Origin of the sequence: Pseudomonas sp. MCal1, from assembly GCF_026341415.1 — a bacterium.
Lineage (GTDB): Bacteria > Pseudomonadota > Gammaproteobacteria > Pseudomonadales > Pseudomonadaceae > Aquipseudomonas.
This window is the reverse complement of the sequence record NZ_JAKUMP010000003.1, coordinates 65175-86544: the sequence shown is the minus strand read 5'-3', so window position 1 is coordinate 86544 and position 21370 is coordinate 65175. Positions and strand designations below refer to the sequence as shown.

General features: G+C 59.0%; 18 protein-coding genes. 6 read left to right on the top strand and 12 right to left on the bottom strand.

Features of this window, described 5'->3' with window-relative positions:
* Positions 1-128: 128 nt before the first annotated feature.
* Positions 129-1430, top strand: a complete 1302-nt coding sequence (locus MKZ87_RS06210; protein WP_085696243.1) for an OprD family porin — start codon at positions 129-131, stop codon at positions 1428-1430.
* 140 nt (positions 1431-1570) lie between these two features.
* On the opposite strand, the gene MKZ87_RS06205 is transcribed toward MKZ87_RS06210, so the two are convergent.
* The 12 genes from MKZ87_RS06205 to MKZ87_RS06150 form a co-directional block, all read right to left on the bottom strand.
* Positions 1571-2191, bottom strand: coding sequence for a hypothetical protein (locus MKZ87_RS06205; protein WP_085696242.1), 621 nt, complete (start codon positions 2189-2191; stop codon positions 1571-1573).
* 44 nt (positions 2192-2235) lie between these two features.
* On the bottom strand, positions 2236-3174 hold the full coding sequence (locus MKZ87_RS06200) for a carbohydrate kinase family protein (protein ID WP_085703026.1): 939 nt from the start codon (positions 3172-3174) through the stop codon (positions 2236-2238).
* A gap of 13 nt (positions 3175-3187) precedes the next feature.
* Positions 3188-4684 carry a xylulokinase gene (xylB, locus tag MKZ87_RS06195; protein ID WP_085703025.1) on the bottom strand — a complete coding sequence of 499 codons (1497 nt, stop codon included), beginning with the start codon at positions 4682-4684 and terminating at the stop codon, positions 3188-3190.
* Between the two features lie 69 nt (positions 4685-4753).
* On the bottom strand, positions 4754-6226 hold the full coding sequence (locus tag MKZ87_RS06190; protein WP_266200423.1) for a mannitol dehydrogenase family protein: 1473 nt from the start codon (positions 6224-6226) through the stop codon (positions 4754-4756).
* A 16-nt stretch (positions 6227-6242) separates the two neighbouring features.
* Positions 6243-7346, bottom strand: a complete 1104-nt coding sequence (locus MKZ87_RS06185; RefSeq protein WP_266200422.1) for an ABC transporter ATP-binding protein — start codon at positions 7344-7346, stop codon at positions 6243-6245.
* A 23-nt stretch (positions 7347-7369) separates the two neighbouring features.
* Positions 7370-8200: a carbohydrate ABC transporter permease gene (locus MKZ87_RS06180; protein WP_007957423.1), complete on the bottom strand. Its 831-nt coding sequence runs from the start codon at positions 8198-8200 to the stop codon at positions 7370-7372.
* 8 nt (positions 8201-8208) lie between these two features.
* The gene (locus MKZ87_RS06175) at positions 8209-9135 is read right to left on the bottom strand and encodes a carbohydrate ABC transporter permease (RefSeq protein ID WP_085696464.1); all 927 of its coding nucleotides are present in this window, start codon (positions 9133-9135) and stop codon (positions 8209-8211) included.
* 153 nt (positions 9136-9288) lie between these two features.
* Positions 9289-10599 carry an ABC transporter substrate-binding protein gene (locus tag MKZ87_RS06170; RefSeq protein WP_085696236.1) on the bottom strand — a complete coding sequence of 437 codons (1311 nt, stop codon included), beginning with the start codon at positions 10597-10599 and terminating at the stop codon, positions 9289-9291.
* Between the two features lie 226 nt (positions 10600-10825).
* Positions 10826-11731, bottom strand: coding sequence for an AraC family transcriptional regulator (locus MKZ87_RS06165; RefSeq protein WP_085696235.1), 906 nt, complete (start codon positions 11729-11731; stop codon positions 10826-10828).
* Between the two features lie 74 nt (positions 11732-11805).
* A complete protein-coding gene (locus MKZ87_RS06160; protein WP_085703021.1) occupies positions 11806-12651 on the bottom strand; it encodes a phospholipase in 846 nt (281 codons plus the stop codon).
* Between the two features lie 150 nt (positions 12652-12801).
* Complete coding sequence (locus MKZ87_RS06155; RefSeq protein WP_085703020.1) at positions 12802-14091, bottom strand: glycosyltransferase; 1290 nt, start codon at positions 14089-14091, stop codon at positions 12802-12804.
* A 95-nt stretch (positions 14092-14186) separates the two neighbouring features.
* Complete coding sequence (locus MKZ87_RS06150; protein WP_085696232.1) at positions 14187-14552, bottom strand: response regulator; 366 nt, start codon at positions 14550-14552, stop codon at positions 14187-14189.
* 263 nt (positions 14553-14815) lie between these two features.
* Between MKZ87_RS06150 and MKZ87_RS06145 the strand changes: the two genes are divergently transcribed.
* Genes MKZ87_RS06145 through MKZ87_RS06125 form a run of 5 tightly spaced genes read left to right on the top strand, consistent with a single transcriptional unit; the run spans position 14816 to position 21369 of the window.
* Complete coding sequence (locus MKZ87_RS06145; protein ID WP_085703019.1) at positions 14816-18316, top strand: response regulator; 3501 nt, start codon at positions 14816-14818, stop codon at positions 18314-18316.
* On the top strand, positions 18316-19149 hold the full coding sequence (locus MKZ87_RS06140) for a CheR family methyltransferase (protein WP_085696230.1): 834 nt from the start codon (positions 18316-18318) through the stop codon (positions 19147-19149). The genes MKZ87_RS06145 and MKZ87_RS06140 overlap by 1 nt, the downstream gene beginning before the upstream one ends.
* A complete protein-coding gene (locus MKZ87_RS06135; RefSeq protein ID WP_266200421.1) occupies positions 19146-19739 on the top strand; it encodes a chemotaxis protein CheB in 594 nt (197 codons plus the stop codon). Before MKZ87_RS06140 ends, MKZ87_RS06135 begins: the two co-directional genes overlap by 4 nt.
* Positions 19733-20947: a hybrid sensor histidine kinase/response regulator gene (locus MKZ87_RS06130; protein WP_085696228.1), complete on the top strand. Its 1215-nt coding sequence runs from the start codon at positions 19733-19735 to the stop codon at positions 20945-20947. Before MKZ87_RS06135 ends, MKZ87_RS06130 begins: the two co-directional genes overlap by 7 nt.
* Before the next feature lie 44 nt (positions 20948-20991).
* Positions 20992-21369, top strand: a complete 378-nt coding sequence (locus MKZ87_RS06125; protein WP_085683718.1) for a response regulator — start codon at positions 20992-20994, stop codon at positions 21367-21369.
* Position 21370 lies beyond the last annotated feature (1 nt).

Below are 21370 nucleotides of genomic sequence, written 5' to 3'. Positions count from 1 at the left end.
AAGCCATCTGCCATCATTGCTCTTCACCCCCGCGTGTTCACTGCCTCCCGGTTCTTTATCGACCCGGGACGGGAGCTATTTCTGGTTGTTTGCGCCTCTGCGCAATCGTTGCCCTGTTGGAGTTTTCAATGCGTCCCCCATTTCCCCTCATCACCCCGCGCCAGTCGCTTGGCTTCGGAGCCTTTGTGCTGTGCGCCGGTTTTACCGCGCAGGTCCAGGCCAGCGGTTTTTTCGAAGACACCACGGCGAAGATCGAATCGCGCACGGTGTACTTCAACCGTGATTTCCGTGATGGGCACACCTCCAATGATCAGGGCGCGTCCAAGCGCGAAGAGTCGGCGCAGGGCTTCATTCTCAATCTGCAATCGGGCTACACCGAAGGCACTGTCGGTTTCGGTATCGATGCGCTGGGCATGGCGGGCTTCCAGCTCGATTCCAGCCCTGATCGCAGCAACAGCGGCCTGCTGCCCTCCAGCGGCGACAACCCGCGCGGCTCGAAAGGCCAATACGCAAAAATGGGCCTGACCGCCAAGGTGAAAGTCTCGGACACCGTGCTGAAGTACGGCGCGCTGCTGCCGGATCTGCCGCTGCTCAAGTACAACGACGGTCGCCTGCTGCCGACCATGTTCAACGGGGCAATGCTGACCTCCAAGGAGGTGAAGGACCTGACCTTCATGGCCGCGCGTCTGGACAAATACACCGCGCGGGATTCGACCGATTCGCAAGACATCCGCGTGCACTGCAAGAACAAGCGCTATGCCTGCAACACCACCGCCGATCATTTCGACATGTACGGCTTCGACTACAAGATCAACGATCGCCTGACTGCGCAGTATCACTACGCCGAGCTGGAAGACATCTATCGCCAGCACTTTGTGGGTCTGCTGGCCAATCAGCCGCTGGGTGACGGCGTGCTGAAAGCCGATCTGCGTTTGCTGAAGAGCGCCGACAGCGGTGATGCCAAGGCCGGCTCCATCGACAACCGTGCCTTGAGCGCAATGCTGTCCTACGGCATCAGCGGCCACACCTTCAGCGCCGGCTGGCAGCGCATGAATGGCGATAACTCGATGCCATATCTGGATGGCAGCAACCCGTATCTGGTGAACTACGTGCAGGTCAACGACTTCGCCGCCGCGCAGGAACGTTCATGGCAGCTGCGTTATGACTATGACTTCAAGGCCATCGGCATCAATGGCCTGAGTTTCCTGACCCGTTACGTGAACGGCGATCACGTCAAGGTGCCGGGCAGCGATCAGGAAGGCAAAGAGTGGGAACGCGACAGCGAGTTGAAGTATGTGATTCAGACCGGGACGTTCAAGGATGTCAGCCTGCGTTTGCGCAATGCGACTTACCGTACCAACTACGAGAAGTTTGCCCGGGATGTGGATGAGACCCGGTTGATTGTGAGTTACAACTTTTCGGTGTTGTAACCCATAGGTCGGCGGTGTCTGAGCTGACGCCATCGCGAGCAAGCTCGCTCCCACAGGTTTCCCGGGTGCTCACTAAATTGTGGTCACTCTAAATCCCTGTGGGAGCGAGCTTGCTCGCGAATGCGGTTTCATGGCTACCGCTATAGCCAATGCCAGAACCGGCTCCAGAACCCGCGATTCAGATCATCCTTGCACGCCGCGTATTGCTGACCGTACATGTCCGAGCGGTTCTGCACCTTGCGCGCAGTCGGCATCAGCCACGCCTTGCTGGCATAGGTCTTCTGGCGAAAACCGCCCCAGCCTTCGTGGTAGTTGAGGTACTGGTTGTAGGCGTCGTACTTGTACACGCCGTTGATCGAGGTGGTCTTGTCCATGTACCAGCCGACGAAGTCGATGGCGTCGTCGAAGTCTTCGCGATCGGCGCCATATCGGCCGGTGCTTTTCTGGTAATCGGACCAGACCTCATCCTTGGCCTGCGCATAGCCAGAGGCCGTCGAAACCCGGCCCCACGGGATCACCCACAGCAGGTATTTGCGCGGCGTCTTGGCGTCGTAGCGGTAGCCGGACTCCTGATACATGATCGCGAACGGCACCTGGATCGGTACGCCCCAGCGCTTTTGCGTGACTTGCGCCGCGTCGTACCAATCACTCTTTTCGCGGAAAATCTCGCAGAGGTTTTCCGGCGAACGCGGTGGCGATGTTCCGCAACCGGTCAGCAGTGCCGCCAATACCAAAAGTCCAACCGTACGCCCCGAATTCAAAAGCCGTCATCCCGTCGTGCAAAAAAGGGCGCCAGTCTACGCGGTCAGCTCAACTGGTGGCGATAAGGCAAATCCGGACCCGTTTTACTGCATGTAAGGGCGGCGGCCTGTACGGCAAACCCGAGCATGCCGTCGATCTGTTCGCGGCTCAGGTGCTGAACGCCTTCCACCGAATCCAGCTCATGCTCGGTCAGCCAGGTGATCAACGCGGCCTGGAAGGTATCGCCGGCGCCGACGGTATCGGCGATCTTCACCGAGTTCGCCGGCACCGACCATGAGCCGTGAGCGCGGCTGAACACCGTCGCACCTTCACCGCCACGGGTCAGGAACACCACCTGACAACGATGCTGCAGCCAGCCTTCGATGACGCGCTGCGGGTCCTGCTCGGGGTACAGCAGGCTCAAGTCTTCGTCGCTGACTTTGATCAAGTCTGCCAACGGCACCAGCGTAGCGATTCGTTCGCGCCACAGGTCGATGTTCGGTTCCGGATTGAGGCGCACGTTCGGGTCAAGGCTGATCAGGCGCTTGCCGCTTTCACGCTGCACCAGCGCAAGCAAGGTATCGGCAATCGGTTGCACCACCAGCGAGAAGGAACCGAAGTGCAAACCGCGCACCTCAGGGCCCAGCGTTGGCAGGTGTGCCAGGCTCAACTGGCGATCGGCGCAGCCTTCGCCACGGAAGCTGTAATGCGGCGAGCCATTGGCGCCCACCGCGACCATCGCCAATGTGGTCGGCGCAGCGAAATCCACCAGATAGTCCGGACGTACGCCCTCATCCTGCAGCACCTGTTGCAAGCGCCGGCCGAGGTAGTCGGTGGACAACCCGCCGAACAGCGCCGAATCCACGCCCAGCCGGCGCAACCCCACCGCCACGTTGAACGGCGAGCCACCGGCAATCGCCTTGAAATTGACTTTTGAGGCCTGCCCGCCGGCATCGTCATCGCTGAAGAAATCGAACAGCGCTTCGCCACACACCAGGTACATAGTTGTTTGCTCTTTATAAGGTTGCGACATGCAGTCGATAGCGTTCATAGGCCTGCTGGAACGCCGCGACATTCGCGGCAACCGGCAGGGTTTCACTGTTCAGGTCGAGCTTCACGCAGCGCTGGCACAGGTCGGCCAGGGTGTCTTCGTGGCCGTTCGACCACGACTTGCACCACGCCGCCTGAATCGCCGCGCCCAGGGCAGCGGCTTCGCTCTGCTCGGTGCAGATCACCGGGGTGTTCATGATGTCGGCGACGATCTGGCGCCACACCGCACTTTTCGAGCCGCCGCCGATCAGGCAAATGCTGCGGCTTTGTAAACCATTCTGGCGCAACAGATCCAGTCCATAACGCAGGCCGAAGGTGGTGCCTTCGACCGCCGCGCGGCAAAGATTGGCTTGCGTCAGGTTATCGATCGTCAGCCCATGCAGACTGCCAGTGGCGTGGGGAAGGGGTGGCACGCGTTCGCCGTTGAGGAACGGCAACATGCTCACGCCGTCAGCGCCGATCGGGGCCTGGGCCACCAAAGCGTTGAAGGCATCGAGATCAAGGTTGAACAGTTCGCGGATCGCGCCGGTGGCGTTGGTCAGGTTCATGGTGCAGATCAGCGGCAGCCAGCCACCGCTGGAGGAGCAGAAGGTCGCGACCGACGCGTCCGGACTGACCTTTGGCGCTTCGGCGTAGGCGTACACCGTGCCGGAAGAACCGAGGCTCATGGTGATCGCCCCCGGCTGAATATTGCCGGTGCCGATGGCGCCCATCATGTTGTCGCCACCACCGCTGGACACCAATGCATCGGGGTTGATGCCCAACTGTTCGGCGATTGCGGGCAGGATCGTGCCGACTGCTTGATGGGCGTCGATCAGCTCGGGCAGCGCGGATTGCAGGCGACCGCTGGCATCGATGTCACGCAGCAGCTGCAAATCCCACTGGCGGGTGCGCACGTTGAAATAGCCGGTACCGGATGCGTCACCGTATTCGCTGCACGCACGGCCGGTGAGCCAGAAATTCAGGTAGTCGTGGGGCAACAGGATCCGAGCGATGCGTGAAAACACCTCTGGATGCTTTTCCTTGGTCCACAACAGTTTGGAGACGGTGTAGCCCGGCGCGATGACCACGCCGAGACGCTCCAGCGAGCCTTGTTCGCCACCCAGGTGAGTCAGCAGGCGATCGTTTTCAGGCGTGGTTTCGGTGTCGCACCAGAGCTTGGCCGGACGCAGGACCTGGCCTTGCTCGTCGAGCAGCACCAGGCCGTGTTGCTGACCGGAAACGCCGATGCCGAGGATCGACTGGCCGTCCACTTTCGCTGCCAGCAGGGCACGGCGAGTGGCGAGGGCGAAGGCCTCCAGCCATTGCGCGGTGTCTTGCTCGCGACGGCCGTTGGCGCCGCTGATCATCGTGTGGGCGGCGGCGCCTTGGCCGAGGACCTGACCGCTGACAGTGTCGAGGATGATGGCTTTAGTGCCTTGAGTGCCGCAGTCGATGCCGAGGAACAGTTGCTGTGTTGTCATGTGCGCTCCACACAGATCGAGGGACGCGGAGCGTCCCGGGCTGCATTCCCACGCAGAGTGTGGGAACGATCAGGTCAACAGGTGTTCGAGGGTGCGAGTCACGCCTTCTTCGCGCAAGCTGTTCAGGCACCATTCAAACGCCGCCACAAACTCCTTCGAGCGCGGTATCGCGGTACCGAAGATTTCTTCAACCCCTAACAACCGCTCAGTGATCAAAGCATCCTCCGCCACCAACCCCTGACAGAACGCCGCCCGAGGATCCGGAATCGAGTAAGTGTCGCCATTCTCGTCCACACCCTTCAAGTACAGCGCCCAGGCCGCCACCACCAACGCCGCTCGTTTGGTCTCCTGTCCGTCGGCAATCAACCGATTGATCGTTGGAATGGTGAACTTGGGAAACTTCGACGAACCATCCGAACAAACCCGCTCCAACTGATCGGCAATCGCCTGATTGTAGAACCGTGCCACCAGCGTGTTCTTGTAGTCGGTCAGGTCGATGCCCGGCACCGGCGCCAGTTGCGGGGTCACGTCCAGATCCATGTAGGCGCGCATATAACGCACGAACAGCGGGTCGTTCATGGTTTCGTGAACGAAGCGGTAACCCTTCAAAAAGCCCAGATAAGTCAGTGCAAGATGGCTGCCGTTGAGCAGTTTGATCTTCATTTCTTCGTAGGGCGAAACATCGTCGGTGAATTGCACGCCGACCTTTTCCCAGGCCGGGCGGCCGTTGACGAATTTGTCTTCCAGCACCCATTGCACGAAGGGTTCGCAGACCACCGGCCAGGCGTCGTCGACGGCGTGTTTGTCCGCCAGTTGCAGGCGATGCGCAGTGCTGGTCATGGGGGTGATGCGGTCGACCATCGCGTTGGGGAAGCTGACGTTGGCGTCGATCCAGTCACGCAGGTCCGGATCCAGCAGCGAGGTGAAGGCCAGCAGGGCCTTGCGGGTGACGGCGCCGTTGTGCGGCAGGTTATCGCAGGACATCACCGTGAACGCCGGAATGCCTGCCGCACGTCGCTTGGCCAGCGCGGCACAGAGGAAACCGAACACGGTTTTCGGCTGTTGCGGGTAAGTCAGGTCGTGCTGAATCTGCGGCAGGTGCGCCATGAACTCGCCGTTGCTGTCATCAATGCAGTAGCCGCCCTCGGTGATGGTCAGCGAGACGATACGGATCTGCGGGTCGGCGAGTTTTTCGATCAGCGCCTGAGCGCTGTCCTCGGCCAGCAGCATGTCGCGGATCGCACCGATGACGCGGACTTCGGTGTCGTCGCTGTCGCCGAGTTCGAACAGGGTGAACAGGTAATCCTGTTCCTTGAGGTCGTCGCGGGCGCGGCGGTCTTCGGCGCGCAGGCCGACGCCGCAAATGGCCCAGTCCAGCGCTTCGCCGGTGTTCATCAGCGCGTCGGTGTAATACGCCTGATGTGCGCGGTGGAAACCGCCGACGCCAATGTGGGCGATGCCCTGGCGGGTGTCGCTGAGGCTGTAGGCCGGCAGTTTTACTTCGGCGGCGAGGCGGTTGAGGTTTTGCTTGTTCAGTTTCATCGGGTCAGTCTCGAAATCAGGCAGCCGCGCGCAGCGGGCGGGTCAGCGCCACGCCGTCGGCATCGAACAGGTGGCAGTGGGCAGCGTCCAGGTGCAGGTTCAGTTGTTCGCCGTAACGGCTCGCCAGATCGCCGCGCACGCGCATGGTCAGGGCTTCGCCGGCGTTGGTCTTGACGTGGCAGAAGGTGTCGCTGCCCAGCCGTTCGCTGACGTCGGCAGTGACTTGCAGGGTGCAGTCGCCCGGTTGCGCCAGTTCCATATGTTCCGGGCGAATGCCCAGGGTCACGGCGCTGCCGACGCTCAGGTTCGACGCGTTGAATGGCAGGGTGATGCGAGTGCCGGCGTCCAGCGAAACTTCGCAGCTCGCGCCATCGATCCGCGCGATCTGGCCTTTGAGGAAGCCCATTTTCGGCGTGCCGAGGAAGCCGGCGACGAACAGATTGGCGGGGTTGTGATACAGCTCCAGCGGCGAACCGACCTGCTCGATCTTGCCGCCATTGAGCACCACCACCTTATCGGCCATGGTCATGGCCTCGACCTGATCGTGGGTCACGTAGATCATGGTCGCTTTCAGATCCTTGTGCAGGCGCAGCAGTTCAAGGCGCATTTGCACCCGCAGGGCGGCGTCGAGGTTGGACAGCGGTTCGTCGAACAGGAAGATTTTCGGGTTGCGCACGATCGCGCGACCGATGGCCACACGCTGACGCTGGCCGCCGGACAACTGTTTCGGCTTGCGTTCCAGCATCGGGCCCAGTTCGAGAATCCGCGCCGCTTCACCGACTTTCTTTTCGACCTCAGCCTTCGGCACACCGGCCAGATCGAGGGCAAACGACATGTTCTTTTTCACAGTCATGTGCGGATACAGCGCGTAGGTCTGGAACACCATCGCCAGGTCACGCTTGGCCGGGCTGACTTCGGTGATGTCGCGCCCATCCAGTTCGATGGTGCCGCCGCTGACTTCTTCAAGGCCGGCGATCAGTCTCAGCAGGGTGGATTTGCCGCAGCCCGACGGGCCGACGAACACCACGAATTCCTTGTCGTTCACCTCAAGGTCGATGCCCTTGATGATGGAGAAACCTTCGAAGCCTTTTTGCAGATTCTTGATTTTCAGGTTGGCCATGGTGGCGCTCCTCTTGCGAATTCTTATTTGACGGCGCCGAACGACAGGCCGCGCACCAGTTGTTTCTGGCTGATCCAGCCGAAGATCAGGATCGGCGCGCAGGCCAGGGTCGAGACGGCCGACAACTTGGCCCAGAACAATCCTTCAGGGCTTGAGTAGGAAGCGATCAGCGCGGTCAGCGGCGCGGCTTTGGACGAGGTCAGGTTCAGCGACCAGAACGCCTCGTTCCAGCACAGGATCAGCGACAGCAGCACGGTCGACGCGAGGCCGCCCTTGGCGATCGGCAACAGCACGCGGAGCATTTCCTGTGCGAGGGTGGCGCCGTCGAGGCGGGCGGCTTCGAGGATGTCTTTGGGAATGTCCTTGAAGTAGGTGTAAACCATCCAGACCACGATCGGCAGGTTGATCAGCGTGTAGATCACGATCAGCGCGATGCGCGTGTCGAGCAGGCCGAAACTCTTGGCCAGCAGGTAGATCGGCATCAGCACGCCCACCGGCGGCAGCATCTTGGTGGAGAGCATCCACAGCAGCGTGCCCTTGGTGCGCTGGGTTTCGTAGAACGCCATCGAGTACGCTGCCGGCACCGCGATCAGCAGGCAAAGAGCCGTGGCACTGAAGGAAATCACCACCGAGTTCCAGGCGAAGCTGAAGTAGTCGCTGCGCTCATTGATGTGCAGATAGTTCTCCAGCGTCGGCGTGAAGATGAACTGCGGCGGTGTGGCGAAGGCGTCGATTTCGGTCTTGAAACTGGTCAGCACCATCCAGAAGATCGGGAAGAAAATGATGATCGCGATGGCCCAGGCCAGCGTGCCGAGCAGCAGGCTTTGCAGCCGGCGGGATTGTTGAAGAGTCATGGCAGGCCTCAGGCTTTGTCAGTCAGGTTTTTGCCGATCATCCGCACCAGAATGATCGCGGCGATGTTGGCGATGACCACGGCGATCAGGCCGCCGGCCGAGGCCATGCCGACGTCGAACTGCACCAGCGCCTGGTTGTAGATCAGGTAGGCGAGGTTGGTCGACGCGTAACCGGGGCCGCCGTTGGTGGTGGTGAAGATTTCGGCGAACACCGACAGCAGGAAGATGGTTTCGATCATCACCACCACGGCAATCGGACGTGCCAGGTGCGGCAAAGTCAGGTGCCAGAAAATCGCGATCGGGCCGGCGCCGTCGAGGCGGGCGGCTTCTTTCTGTTCCTGGTCGAGGGACTGCATGGCGGTCATCAGGATCAGGATCGCGAAGGGCAGCCATTGCCACGAGACAATGATGATGATCGACAGCAGCGGGTAGTGGGCCAGCCAGTCCACCGGTTGCGCGCCGAACAGCTTCCAGATGTAGGCGAGGATCCCGGACACCGGATGGAAAATCAGGTTCTTCCAGATCAGCGCACCGACCGTGGGCATGATGAAGAACGGCGAAATCAGCATCACCCGCACGATGCCTCGACCGAAGAACTCACTGGCCTCCAGCAACGCACTGATCAACACGCCGAACACCACGCTGATCAGCAGCACGCTGCCTACCAGCAGCAGGGTGTTGGTGGCGCCGGGCATGAAGCCTGAGTCAGTCAGGAAGTAGGTGAAGTTTTCCAGCCCGACGAACTCGTTTACGCCGGGGTCGAGCAGGTTGTAGCGGATCATCGAAAAATAGACGGTCATGCCCAGCGGCACGATCATCCACAGCAGCAACAGGGCCACCGAAGGGCTGACCAGGAACCAGCCGGGATTGGCCACGCGGCTTTTGCGCCGGGGCTGCGACAGGTCGATGTGGGCTTTGGCAGTTGAAGTATTCATGGTGATCACAACCGAGTCATACAGACCTATGGAGATCCCCGGTGGGCGCGAGCTGGCTCGCGAAGGCGTCGTGTCAGACAACAAATGTTTCACTGAAACACCGCTTTCGCGAGCAAGCTCGCTCCCACAGGAGGCAGGAGCGAGCTTTACGGGTTACTTCGGATAACCCGCGCGCTTCATCTCGCGTTCGGTGGTTTGTTGCGCAGCGGTCAGCGCCTGGTCGACCGAGGTCTGGCCGATCAGCGCGGCCGAGAACAGCTTGCCAACCTGGGTGCCGATGCCCTGGAATTCAGGGATGGTCACCAGTTGAATGCCGATGTACGGCACGGGCTTGAGGGTCGGTTTGCTCGGATCAGCGGCTTTCAGCGATTCCAGCGTGACCTTGGCAAACGGTGCGGCGCTCATGTAGGCCTCGCTGTAGGTCGAGGCGCGAGTGCCCGGCGGTACGTTGGCAATGCCGTCGGTCTTGGCGACCAGTTCGCCGTACTCCCTGGAGGTAGCCCAGGCGCTGAATTCCTTGGCGGCGTCCTTGGCCTTGGAGCTGGTCGGAATCGCCAGCGCCCACGAGTACAGCCACGCCGAGCCTTTGTCGGTGACCTGATGCGGCGCGTAGGTGAAGCCGACGTGATCGGCGACCTTGCTCTGGGTCTTGTCGGTGACAAACGATCCGGCGACGCTGGCATCGACCCAGATCGCGCACTTGCCGCTGTTGAACAGGGCGAGGTTTTCGTTGAAACCGTTGCTGGAGGCGCCCGGCGGGCCGGACTTCTTCATGGTGTCGACGTAGAAGTTCAGCGCGTTCTTCCATTCCGGGCCGCTGAATTCCGGTTTCCACTGCTCATCGAACCAGCGCGCGCCGTAGGCGTTGGCCACGGTGGTGATCAGCGCCATGTTCTCGCCCCAGCCGGCCTTGCCGCGCAGGCAGATGCCGTATTGTTCCTTGTCCTTTTTGGTGAGTTTCTCGGCGAAGCCGGCGATCTGCTCCCAGGTCGGACGCTCCGGCATGGTCAGGCCGGCGTCCTTGAACAGGTCGGTGCGGTAATAGGTGATCGAGCTTTCGGCGTAGAACGGCAAGGCGTACAGCGAACCCTTGACCGACAGGCCTTCACGCACCGACGGAAACACGTCGTCGAGTGCGTAGCTGGCCGGCAGATCCTTCATCGGTTCCAGCCAGCCCTTGGCGCCCCAGAGTGCAGCTTCGTACATGCCGATGGTCAACACATCGAACTGACCGCCCTGGGTGGCAATGTCGGTGGTCAGGCGCTGGCGCAGGACGTTTTCTTCCAGCACCACCCAATTGAGCTTGATGTCCGGATGCTCGGTCTCGAAGGTTTTCGAGAGCTTTTGCATGCGGATCATGTCGCTGTTGTTGACGGTGGCGATGGTCAGGGTCTGGGCGCCAAGGCTGACGCTGCTGAGGGTCATGCAGGTGAGGGCCAGCAGAGCTTTTGCAGTGGGTTGCATCGTGCACTCCTTTTCTGCGCCCGGCGGGGGCAGAAGGACAGTTATTGTTTTTGTGTTCTTCCGGCAGGGGAAGAATGTGCACTGATTACAGCCTTCTAACGCAGGGCTGACAAATCATCCCTAGCACTTGAATCGATACTTTTTTGCACTCGGGATTGACGCGATAAACGCAGCGAAGGGCGTTTCAGAAGGGTGGCAGCCATGAATCCGTACAGGTTTTCCTGCGTCAGCCGTGGTTTTGCTCGGTCAGGCGCTGTACGACCAGCCGGCGATAATGCGAAGGCGTCATGCCTTTGAGCTGCTGAAAGCGCCGGTTGAAGTTGGAAATATTGTTGAAGCCCGATTCGAAACACACCTCGGTCACCGGTTTGTCGCCGTCCGCCAGCAGCTCGCAGGATTTACTGATGCGCAGGCGATTGACGAATTCGATGAAATTGCGCCCGGTCGCCTGCTTGAACACGCGACTGAAGTAGGTGGGTTTCATGCCCAGGTGCTCGGCAACTTCCTCCAGCGGCAGTTCACGGGCGTAGTGGGCGAAGATGTAGTCCACCGCGCGGTTGGTGCGGTCGATGTTGTGCTCGTCGGCCAGTTGCGGGGTAGTTGCGCCGGACAACAGCTGGTAGTCGTCGCAGGCCGCGAGCAACTCCATCAGGATGAAAAAGTGCCCGAGACGGGTAATGCCGTTTGAATCGGCGATGCGTTGCATCAGGATCATGGCCTGACGAATTGTCTGTGGTGAGCGGAATTCGATGCCGTACTGCGCACGTTCCAGCAACGGTGCCAGGGTCTTGAGTTCGGCGAACACATGATGGCCGCTCTCGAACAATTCATCGGTGAAGTTGACCAGCATGTCGCGCTTCTCGACCACTTCGTCTTCGGCCACCTGGCTGATCCAGTTGTGCGGCAGGTTTGGGCCGGTCAGGAACAGCGTCTGCGGGTAGAAGTTGCCGATGTAGTCGCCGATGAACACCTTGCCCGAACTGGCGACGATCAAATGCAACTCGTATTCCTTGTGGAAATGCCAGCGCACCAGCGGGCAAGGGAAGCCGTGCTGGCGGTAAATGATGGACAACCCGTTGTGGTCATCCATCAATTCATACGAGGGGTCGGTGACGCGGGCTGTTCGGGTCATGATCGGGCGCTTTTTTGTTATCGCCTGGCGATCATGCCTCTTTGTGCACGGGATGCGCCAGTTTCCAGTGCAGCTCAAAGCCCCCGTTGTCGGGCTTTCTTCAGGCTGGCGATCCGGCAGAACTCCACCAGGTCCGACTCTTCCATGAAGTCGACATTGATGATGTTGCACTTCAACGCCCAGTCGCTCTTATCCAGATCAAACCATTCGTTCAGCTTGTCATGGATATCGACGGGGCCGCCGAGGGCGGTGTAGCTGGTGGCGGATAAAGACCAGAGCCGCCAGCTACCAGGAGGGCTTTGCAAAACTCTGTCAATGAACTGCCTCAGTTCTTCAGGATTGGTAATGCCGCTACCGGACCATTGATGATTGACGACGTCATGAAATGCATTGTGTTCCAGCTGCCAATGAGACTTGGCCGCTGCAAACACGCGCTGTTGGGGGCTGATTCGCTTGAGTTCACGAAGACTCAGAGTTGCATTCTGGCGGGGAACAAGACGTTGCCCCAGAAATTGGATGATTATTTTATTGAAGTAGTCGTAATCAAAATCGGCGCCATCGAGGCTGTGAAAGTCCAGAATAATGAACTCATCCGGATTGTTCTCAAGAAACGCTTTGACATCCACTACCAGATTTTTCAGGGTTCGAGAATTCCGATATCCATTGTGGTGAGCGATGAACTTTTCCAGTTCTTTGGCCTTCGCGTCATAAGTCAGACGAATGTCGAGTACCCTGGAACCGTTATTCAGCTGGGCAAGAAAACTGTCATGCTGGCAGGCGAGCCAGTGGCGCGGAGGGCCGAAAACCGGATAGGAAGCTTTCCAGTCACTGCCGGCGTTATGGGTGCCCGGTAATGACAGTTCAAATATCGACAGTGAATCAATGGCGGGAGTCGATCCCATCCAGTTATGAGTACTCATGAATGCATCCTGCATGTATTGAAGTAGTGTGCTGCGTTGCGAGACAGTCAAGGCAGCATTTGCAGGGTCTTTATAATGTCTGGCTTTTTAGTTGACCATTTGGAGTTTGATTCAACGTGTTGGCGAATGTTTTTTTAGTTGTCCGGAGAATTATTTATTCTGGTTTTTGGCTTCAATCCACTGCGACATATATTGCGTGCTCTTGTGCGAATGGTGGCGCAACATGCTGCCCATAAAGTTTTGACGTCTTAGTTGAACAAGGTTCTTGCGACATTCCTGCAACCTTTCGATCAATGCCGGTCCATGTATCGCTTGCGGGTAAACGTCGTTGAGCAGTGCTTGCCCCTGAGACTGAGCGGCTTGCCAACGGACCTCGTCGCGATAGAGCTCAACGGCGGCATTGGCCAGATCCTGCGCCGTACGACAAATGGCACCCGGCCAGGGTTGGTCGGTGCGCATGCCTTCGGCGCCGATCGGCGTAGTGACGCTCGGCGTTCCGCAGAGCATGGCATCGATCAGTTTGCCTTTGATGCCGGCGCCGAAACGCAAGGGTGCCAGGCAGATGCGCGCTTCGGACATGACCTGCAACGCATCTTCCGCCCAGTTCATGATGTGAAAACCCTGCGCCGCGTTGTGCATAGCGGCTGCCTTGGGCGGCGTGTAGGCGCCGTAGATGTGTAATTGTGCTTTCGGGAGTTGCGCGCGGATCAGCGGCCAGATGGTTGATTTCATCCATAAAACCGCGTCCCAGTTCGGCGCGTGGCGGAAGTTGCCGATACTGAGGAAGTTCGCGCGCTCTTCAAATGCTTTTGCTGGAACGCGGGCCGGTTCGACCATCAACGGGCACCAGTGCAACAGCTCGGTCGGCAATTTGAACTGCTGCACCAGCAACTCGATTTCTACCGGCGAGATCATAAGGTTCAGATCACAGCGGTAGAGCGCGGCAATCTCGCGCTTGGCCAGATCGGTGTCAGCCATCAATTCGAACTCTTCGCGCAGCGCAGGTGCGAACAGTGCATGGAAGTCGTCAGCGTCATCGCTGCTCTTCAGCCGATCCTTCAAACGTTGATGACGAGCGTGCCGCAAACTCTGCAAGTCCGATGTTTCCAGTACGCGCAGAGCATTGGGGCAGTGTTTTTCCACGCGCCAGCCGAATTGTTCTTCGATCATGAACTGGTCGAACAGCACGATATCCGGCGCCAGCTCGCTGACGAAGACATCGAAGCTGCTGTTGTTCAATTCGATCGGAACAGTGCGAATGCCCAATTCGGCAAGATCGGCCGGATGTTCGCCAACGCCTGCGGGGCTGGCAAAAGTAATGTCCCAGCCCTGTTGCAGGAAGGTCTCGAGAATCTGCATCACATGCCCGCTCGCTGCGGAGGAACGGGGTTCCGGCCAGACGTAACCAATGACGAGGACTTTGGTTGCGGGCTGACTCATGAAAAGGTATTTCCTGAAGAACGAAAGAGAAGAAGAAAAAACGCGCGGATTAGAACATATCCTGAGGTTGAATCCGCGCTGCAAAGCCGTTTGTGTCAGTGTTGACCCAGAACGCTCTTCACCTTGTCGCGCAGTTGATCGATCGAAAACGGTTTGCCGATCACATGCATATCTGCCGGCACTTCAATGGTCTCGGCATAACCGCTGGCAAACAGAATCGGCAGTGAAGGGCGAATTGTGCGGGCTTCAGTGGCAAGCTGACGGCCATCCATGATCGGCAGACCGACGTCGGTCATCATCAGATCAATGTGCTGATTCACATCCTTGAGGATTTCCAGCGCCTGTTCGCTGCCATCGGCTTCCAGAACCTTGAACTCCAACTCCTCCAGTACATCGACGATCAGCATGCGCACGATGGCGTCGTCTTCTACTACAAGGATGGTGGACGTGGTGCTGGACATAATGGCGGCTCTCAAGAATGGGGGACGGGGCGCCGGTCGATCAAAAATGCCGGGCTCTTGCATGAGTAAGTGGCGCATAGCCACAAGTTCCCGGATGGATACAAAAAAGAATAGGCGCAAACGGGTGGGCAAGGATAACCGCTGGCCTGCTATTCGGCGCAGGCAAATGTAGGAAAACGATACTAAAACTGTGAGAAAAATGGATCCATGCCGCTGTTTTGGGGCAAACTCCCTGGTTTTCACCAGTTCGACAAGGCTGCCACATGTCCTCTCCGTCTTCGGTTGATGAGCAACGGTTTCGCAAACTTCTGAGCCGCAACGTCAGTTTGCCGTTGGGCGTCGGCTTCATCAGTGCCGTGTTCTTCGTTTCGCTGATCACTTATCTGTTGTCCGTGATTCAGTGGGTGGAGCACACCGACCGGGTGATCAATAACGCCAACGAAGCGGTGAAACTCACCGTGGACCTGGAAACCGGCATGCGCGGTTTTCTGCTCAGCGGCGACGAGCATTTCCTCGACCCGTACGAGACGGCCAAGCCGCGCATCGCCGTGGCGCTGAGCACCTTGCTTGAACTGACTGCCGACAATCCGGCGCAGACCGATCGCCTGCGTCGTCTTCAGGCGCTGCAAACCGAATGGGCGACGTATGCGCAGTCGATGATCGATCTGCAACGCGCGAGCGGTGACTACAAGGCAGCAGTCAAAGCGGGCAAGGGCAAGCGCCTGACCGACGAAATACGTAAACAGTTCGAAGACGTGATTGAAACCGAACAGCTTCTGCGTGCTTCACGCAACGAAGACGTGCGCCGCACCACGATCTGGAGCATCAGCCTCTACCTGCTGTTCGTGGCCGGCATCAGCGGCCTGCTGGCCTATGTAGGCCGGCGCGATCTGCTCAACCTGTCCCAAAGCTATGGCGCAACCCTGGCGGCGCAAGAGGCCAGCGCGCTTCGTCTGGAGCAGCAAGCCTGGCTGCGCAATGGCCAGACTCAGCTTGCAGAGCAGGTATTGGGGCAACTGACGCTCAATCTGCTGGGGCGCAACATTTTGCAATTCTGTGCCCAGTACCTTGGCAGCGCTGTCGCTGCTTTGTATGTGCGCGAAGAACATGGTGGCCTCAAACGCGTGGCGACCTACGGTTTCTCCCGCGAGCAGGAACAACAGGATCAATCGATCTACAGCGACGAAGGCCTTGTCGGTCAGGTTGCGCAGCAGGCCCGGCTGATTCGACTCGATTCGGTGCCGTCCGACTATTTCAAGGTCAGCTCCGGCCTGGGCGAAGGCCTGCCGCACAGCGTGCTGGTGGTGCCGACCAGCGATGACGAACGGGTCAACGGCGTGATCGAACTGGGTTTCCTGCGTCCGCTCACCGATCGTGATGTGGCGTTGCTGGAACTGATCGCCGGCAACATCGGCACCTCCATCGAAGCGGCGCGCTATCGCCAACGCTTGCAGGAAGTGCTCGCCGAAACCCAGCAACTCAACGAAGAGCTGCAGGTGCAACAGGAGGAGCTGAAGACCGCCAACGAAGAGCTGGAAGAACAGTCGCGGATTCTCAAGGAATCCCAGGCGCATCTGGAAACCCAGCAAATCGAACTGGAACAGACCAACGAGCAACTGGCCGAACAGGCCCAGACTCTGGCCGAGCAGCGCGATGCCATGGACCAGAAGAACACCGAGCTCAATCAGGCCCAGATCCAGCTCGAAGAACGCGCCGAAGAGTTGCAGCGTTCAAGCAAGTACAAGTCCGAATTCCTGGCCAACATGTCCCACGAACTGCGCACGCCGCTGAACAGCTCGCTGATCCTGGCCAAGCTGTTGGCGGAAAACCCGCAGGAAAACCTCAGTGCCGAGCAGGTCAAGTTTGCCGAGTCGATCTATTCCGCCGGCAACGATCTACTCAACCTGATCAACGACATTCTCGACATTTCCAAAGTGGAAGCCGGCAAACTCGAAGTGATGCCGGAAAACACCAGCGTCGCGCGTCTGGCCGACAGCCTGCGCAGCCTGTTCGAACCGCTGGCGGCGGAAAAGAAACTGACGTTCAACGTCGAATTGCAGCCTGATGCACCGATCACCCTGTTTACCGACCGTCAGCGTCTGGAACAGGTGATCAAGAACCTGCTGTCCAATGCGGTGAAATTCACCGAGCACGGGACTGTCAGCCTGACCATCGCCGGCCAGTCGGACGATCGCATTGCCTTCATTGTGCGCGATTCGGGAATCGGGATTGCGCAGGATCAACAGGAAAGTATTTTCGAAGCCTTCCGCCAGGCCGACGGCACCACCAACCGCAAATACGGCGGCACCGGGTTGGGTCTGTCGATTTCCCGGGATCTGGCAACGCTGTTGGGCGGTTCGATCAGCGTCAGCAGTGCGCCGGGGCAGGGCAGTGCTTTCACTCTGGTGTTGCCGCAGCAATACCGCGAGCCGGGTGACACGCCGATAACGCCGTTGACCTTCACCCCACCGGCCTCTACGCCGGTCATCGCGCCCGTGGCGTCCGTGGCGGCGGTTTCGCCTCTGGCGCCGGTCCACATCCCGCGCTTCGACGATGATCGCAACAAGGCGCCGTTCAATACTCGTTGCATCCTGGTGGTGGAAGACGAGCCGAATTTTGCGCACATCCTCTACGATCTGGCCCACGAACTGGGCTATCAGTGCCTGGTTGCCCACGGCGCCGACGAAGGTTACGACCTGGCGAAAGAGTTCGTGCCGGACGCGATCCTGCTGGACATGCGCCTGCCGGACCACTCGGGTCTGACCGTCCTGCAACGCCTGAAAGAACACGCCGAAACCCGGCACATTCCGGTGCATGTGATTTCCGTGGAAGACCGTGTCGAAGCAGCGATGCACATGGGCGCCATCGGTTATGCGGTCAAACCGACCACTCGCGAAGAACTCAAGGATGTGTTCGCCCGTCTGGAAGCCAAGCTGACCCAGAAGGTCAAACGCGTACTGCTGGTCGAGGACGACGATCTGCAACGGGAAAGCATCGCCCGACTGATCGGCGACGACGACATCGAGATCACCGCCGTCGGCCTGGCACAGGACGCGCTGGAGTTATTGCGCACGACGATATTCGATTGCATGGTCATCGACCTGAAGCTGCCGGACATGCTCGGCAACGAATTGCTCAAGCGAATGTCCACCGAGGACATCTGCTCGTTCCCGCCGGTCATCGTTTATACCGGACGCAACCTGACCCGCGACGAAGAGTCCGACCTGCGCAAGTATTCGCGCTCGATCATCATCAAGGGTGCGCGCTCGCCGGAGCGTTTGCTGGACGAGGTCACACTCTTTTTGCACAAAGTCGAATCGCAGTTGTCCCATGAACGGCAGAAGATGCTCAAGACCGCCCGCAGCCGCGACAAGGTCTTCGAAGGTCGGAAAGTGTTGCTGGTAGACGACGATGTGCGCAACATCTTCGCCCTGACCAGCGCGCTGGAAACCAAGGGTGCAGTCGTGGTCATCGGCCGTAACGGCCGTGAAGCGATTGAAAAACTGAATGAAGTCGAGGACATCGACCTGGTGCTGATGGACGTGATGATGCCGGAAATGGATGGGTTTGAAGCCACCATGGAAATCCGCAAGGATCCGCGCTGGCGCAAGCTGCCGATCATCGCGGTGACGGCAAAGGCCATGAAGGATGATCAGGAGCGTTGCCTGCAGGCGGGCGCCAATGATTACCTGGCCAAGCCCATCGACCTGGATCGCCTGTTCTCGCTGATTCGCGTGTGGTTACCGAAGATGGAACGCATTTAGTGGAACGTAGTCATCACGTTGAACGAAACAGTGAAATCGAACTGCGGCTGCTGATCGAGGCGATTTATCTCAAATACAGCTATGACTTTCGCGATTACTCTGGCGCTTCGATCAAGCGCCGGGTGCAACATGCGCTGAGCCAGTTCGAATGCGCGACCATCTCGGCCTTGCAGGAGAAAGTCCTGCACGACCCGACGGCGTTCATGCAGTTGCTGCAATTGCTGACAATCCCGGTCAGCGAGATGTTCCGCGATCCGTCGCACTTCCTGGCGATCCGTCAGGAAGTGGTGCCGCTGCTCAGGACCTATCCGTCGATCAAGATCTGGATCGCGGGGTGCAGCACCGGCGAGGAGGTCTACTCGATGGCGATCCTGCTGCGCGAAGAGGGCCTGCTTGATCGCACGATCATCTACGCCACCGACATCAACCCGCGCTCGCTGGAAAAGGCCAAGCAGGGGATCTTTTCGATGGAGAACGTGCGCGCCTACACCGCCAACTATCAGCAGGCCGGTGGCCAGCGCTCGTTCGCCGACTACTACACTGCTGCCTATGGCTACGCGATTTTCGACAAGAGCCTGTGCGAGAACGTGACCTTCGCCGATCACAGCCTGGCGACCGATAGCGTATTCTCCGAAACCCAATTAATTTCATGTCGTAACGTGTTGATTTATTTCAACAAAAAACTTCAGGATCGAGCGTTTGGGTTGTTTCACGAATCGTTGTGCCACCGCGGTTTTCTGGTGTTGGGCAGCAAGGAAACCCTGGATTTTTCCGGCTATTCCAACCAGTTCGAACCGCTGGTGAAACAAGAACGGATCTACCGAAAAACATGAACAGTGCAGCGGATTTGCCTCGGATCGAGGCGATTGTGATCGGAGCTTCTGCCGGTGGCGTCGAGGCGTTGCTGAACTTGCTCGGTTCATTAAAGGCCGGATTCGGGCTGCCGATCATCATCGTGTTGCATTTGCCTGAAGAGCGCCGCAGCCAGCTCGCCGATGTGTTCGCCCGACGGCTGGCGTTGCCGGTGGCAGAAGCCATCGACAAACAGGACATCACCCCCGGCACCGTGTATTTCGCGACGCCGGGCTATCACTTGTCGGTAGAGCAGGATTTCTCCCTGTCGCTGAGTCTTGAAGACCGTCTGCATCACTCGCGGCCTTCGATCGACTTCCTGTTCGAATCCGCCGCCGATGCCTACGGGCCGACGCTGGCTGCGGTGTTGCTGACGGGTGCCAACCACGATGGCGCGCGGGGCCTGGCGCAAGTCAAACGCCAGGGCGGGCTGACCATCGTGCAAGACCCGGACGAGGCGCAGGTCGCGACAATGCCACGCGCGGCGCTGAAGACACATCAACCGGATTACATTCTTCCCATCCACGGCATCGGCCGTCTGCTTGTCGAGCTGGAACGAATCGCATGCTGAGTAATATCCAGGCAAAACTGCTGATCGTCGACGATCTGCCCGAGAACCTGCTGGCCCTCGAAGCGCTGATCAAACGCGAAGACCGCACCGTCTATAAAGCGCTGTCGGCGGACGAAGCGCTGTCGCTGCTGCTGCAACACGAATTCGCCATGGCCATCCTCGACGTGCAGATGCCCGGCATGAACGGCTTCGAGCTGGCCGAACTGATGCGCGGCACCGAGAAAACCAAGAACATCCCGATCATCTTTGTCAGCGCCGCCGGCCGTGAACTCAATTATGCGTTCAAGGGCTATGAAAGCGGGGCGGTGGACTTTCTGCACAAGCCGCTGGATATCCATGCGGTGAAGAGCAAGGTCAACGTCTTCGTCGACCTGTACCGCCAGAGCAAGGCGATGAAGCAACAGGTCGAAGCGCTCGAGCAGAGCCGGCGTGAGCAGGAAGCGCTGTTGCAGCAACTGCAAAGCACTCAGGGCGAACTGGAGCAGGCGGTGCGCATGCGCGACGATTTCATGTCGATCGTCGCCCATGAAGTACGTACGCCGCTCAACGGCCTTATTCTCGAAACCCAACTGCGCAAGATGCACTTGGCCCGGGACAACGCCGCCGCGTTCACCCTCGACAAGATGCACGCCATGGTCGACCGCGACGAGCGCCAGATCAAAAGCCTGATCCGACTGATCGAAGACATGCTCGACGTTTCGCGGATCCGCACCGGCAAGTTGTCGATCCGACCGAGTCGCTTTGACCTCGTGCAGTTGGTGGGCACTCTGCTGGAGAATTTCGCCCAGCAGATCGAAGCCGCCGAGACTGAGGTCAGTTTCACCGCGACCGAACCGGTGGAAGGGCAGTGGGACGAATTCCGTATCGAGCAGGTGGTGTCGAACCTGCTGACCAATGCCTTGCGTTATGGCGGTAAAAGTCCGATCCAGGTTCGGGTTTATCGCGAAGACGATGAAGCCCGGATCGAAGTTCAGGATCAGGGCATCGGCATCAGCGAAGAAAATCAGAAGCGCATTTTTCAACAGTTTGAACGTGTCTCCGCCAAGACGGTGGTGGCCGGCCTCGGGCTGGGGTTGTTCATTTCCGAACAGATCGTCGCCGCCCATGGCGGCTCCATCGTCGTCGAAAGCAAGATCAACGAGGGCGCCCTGTTTCGCGTCTGTCTGCCGCTCCAGGAAAACGGCAAAACAAACGCAACCTCTGAGTGACCACACGGTCGTATCAGCAGCTATTGAACGAACAAAGGCTTCCCATGAGCGTAGATGCACAAGATGTAGTACTCGTCGTCGAGGACGAACCGGTGATCCTGATGGTCCTGACAGACTATCTGTCGAGCCAGGGCTATCGCGTATTGCAGGCCGAAAACGGCGAGCAGGCGTTCGAGATTCTGGCGAGCAAGCCGCATCTGGACATGTTGATTACTGATTTTCGCCTGCCTGGCGGGATCTCCGGCGTGCAGATCGCCGAGCCCGCCGTCAAATTGCGCCCTGATCTGAAGGTGATCTTCATCAGCGGCTATCCGCAGGAAATCCGCGAGACCGGCAGCCCGATTACCCGCCGGGCGCCGATCCTGGAAAAACCATTCGATCTGGATGTATTGCAGGAGAAGATTCAGGAACTGCTGGCCTGAG

Bases quoted from the DNA above. Each gene is read 5' to 3' on its own strand.
- MKZ87_RS06210 (WP_085696243.1), top strand. From the start codon at position 129: ATGCGTCCCCCATTTCCCCTCATCACCCCGCGCCAGTCGCTTGGCTTC.
- MKZ87_RS06200 (WP_085703026.1), bottom strand. From the start codon at position 3,174: ATGTACCTGGTGTGTGGCGAAGCGCTGTTCGATTTCTTCAGCGATGAC.
- xylB (WP_085703025.1), bottom strand. From the start codon at position 4,684: ATGACAACACAGCAACTGTTCCTCGGCATCGACTGCGGCACTCAAGGC.
- MKZ87_RS06190 (WP_266200423.1), bottom strand. From the start codon at position 6,226: ATGAAACTGAACAAGCAAAACCTCAACCGCCTCGCCGCCGAAGTAAAA.
- MKZ87_RS06185 (WP_266200422.1), bottom strand. From the start codon at position 7,346: ATGGCCAACCTGAAAATCAAGAATCTGCAAAAAGGCTTCGAAGGTTTC.
- MKZ87_RS06180 (WP_007957423.1), bottom strand. From the start codon at position 8,200: ATGACTCTTCAACAATCCCGCCGGCTGCAAAGCCTGCTGCTCGGCACG.
- MKZ87_RS06175 (WP_085696464.1), bottom strand. From the start codon at position 9,135: ATGAATACTTCAACTGCCAAAGCCCACATCGACCTGTCGCAGCCCCGG.
- MKZ87_RS06170 (WP_085696236.1), bottom strand. From the start codon at position 10,599: ATGCAACCCACTGCAAAAGCTCTGCTGGCCCTCACCTGCATGACCCTC.
- MKZ87_RS06165 (WP_085696235.1), bottom strand. From the start codon at position 11,731: ATGACCCGAACAGCCCGCGTCACCGACCCCTCGTATGAATTGATGGAT.
- MKZ87_RS06160 (WP_085703021.1), bottom strand. From the start codon at position 12,651: ATGAGTACTCATAACTGGATGGGATCGACTCCCGCCATTGATTCACTG.
- MKZ87_RS06155 (WP_085703020.1), bottom strand. From the start codon at position 14,091: ATGAGTCAGCCCGCAACCAAAGTCCTCGTCATTGGTTACGTCTGGCCG.
- MKZ87_RS06150 (WP_085696232.1), bottom strand. From the start codon at position 14,552: ATGTCCAGCACCACGTCCACCATCCTTGTAGTAGAAGACGACGCCATC.
- MKZ87_RS06145 (WP_085703019.1), top strand. From the start codon at position 14,816: ATGTCCTCTCCGTCTTCGGTTGATGAGCAACGGTTTCGCAAACTTCTG.
- MKZ87_RS06135 (WP_266200421.1), top strand. From the start codon at position 19,146: ATGAACAGTGCAGCGGATTTGCCTCGGATCGAGGCGATTGTGATCGGA.
- MKZ87_RS06130 (WP_085696228.1), top strand. From the start codon at position 19,733: ATGCTGAGTAATATCCAGGCAAAACTGCTGATCGTCGACGATCTGCCC.
- MKZ87_RS06125 (WP_085683718.1), top strand. From the start codon at position 20,992: ATGAGCGTAGATGCACAAGATGTAGTACTCGTCGTCGAGGACGAACCG.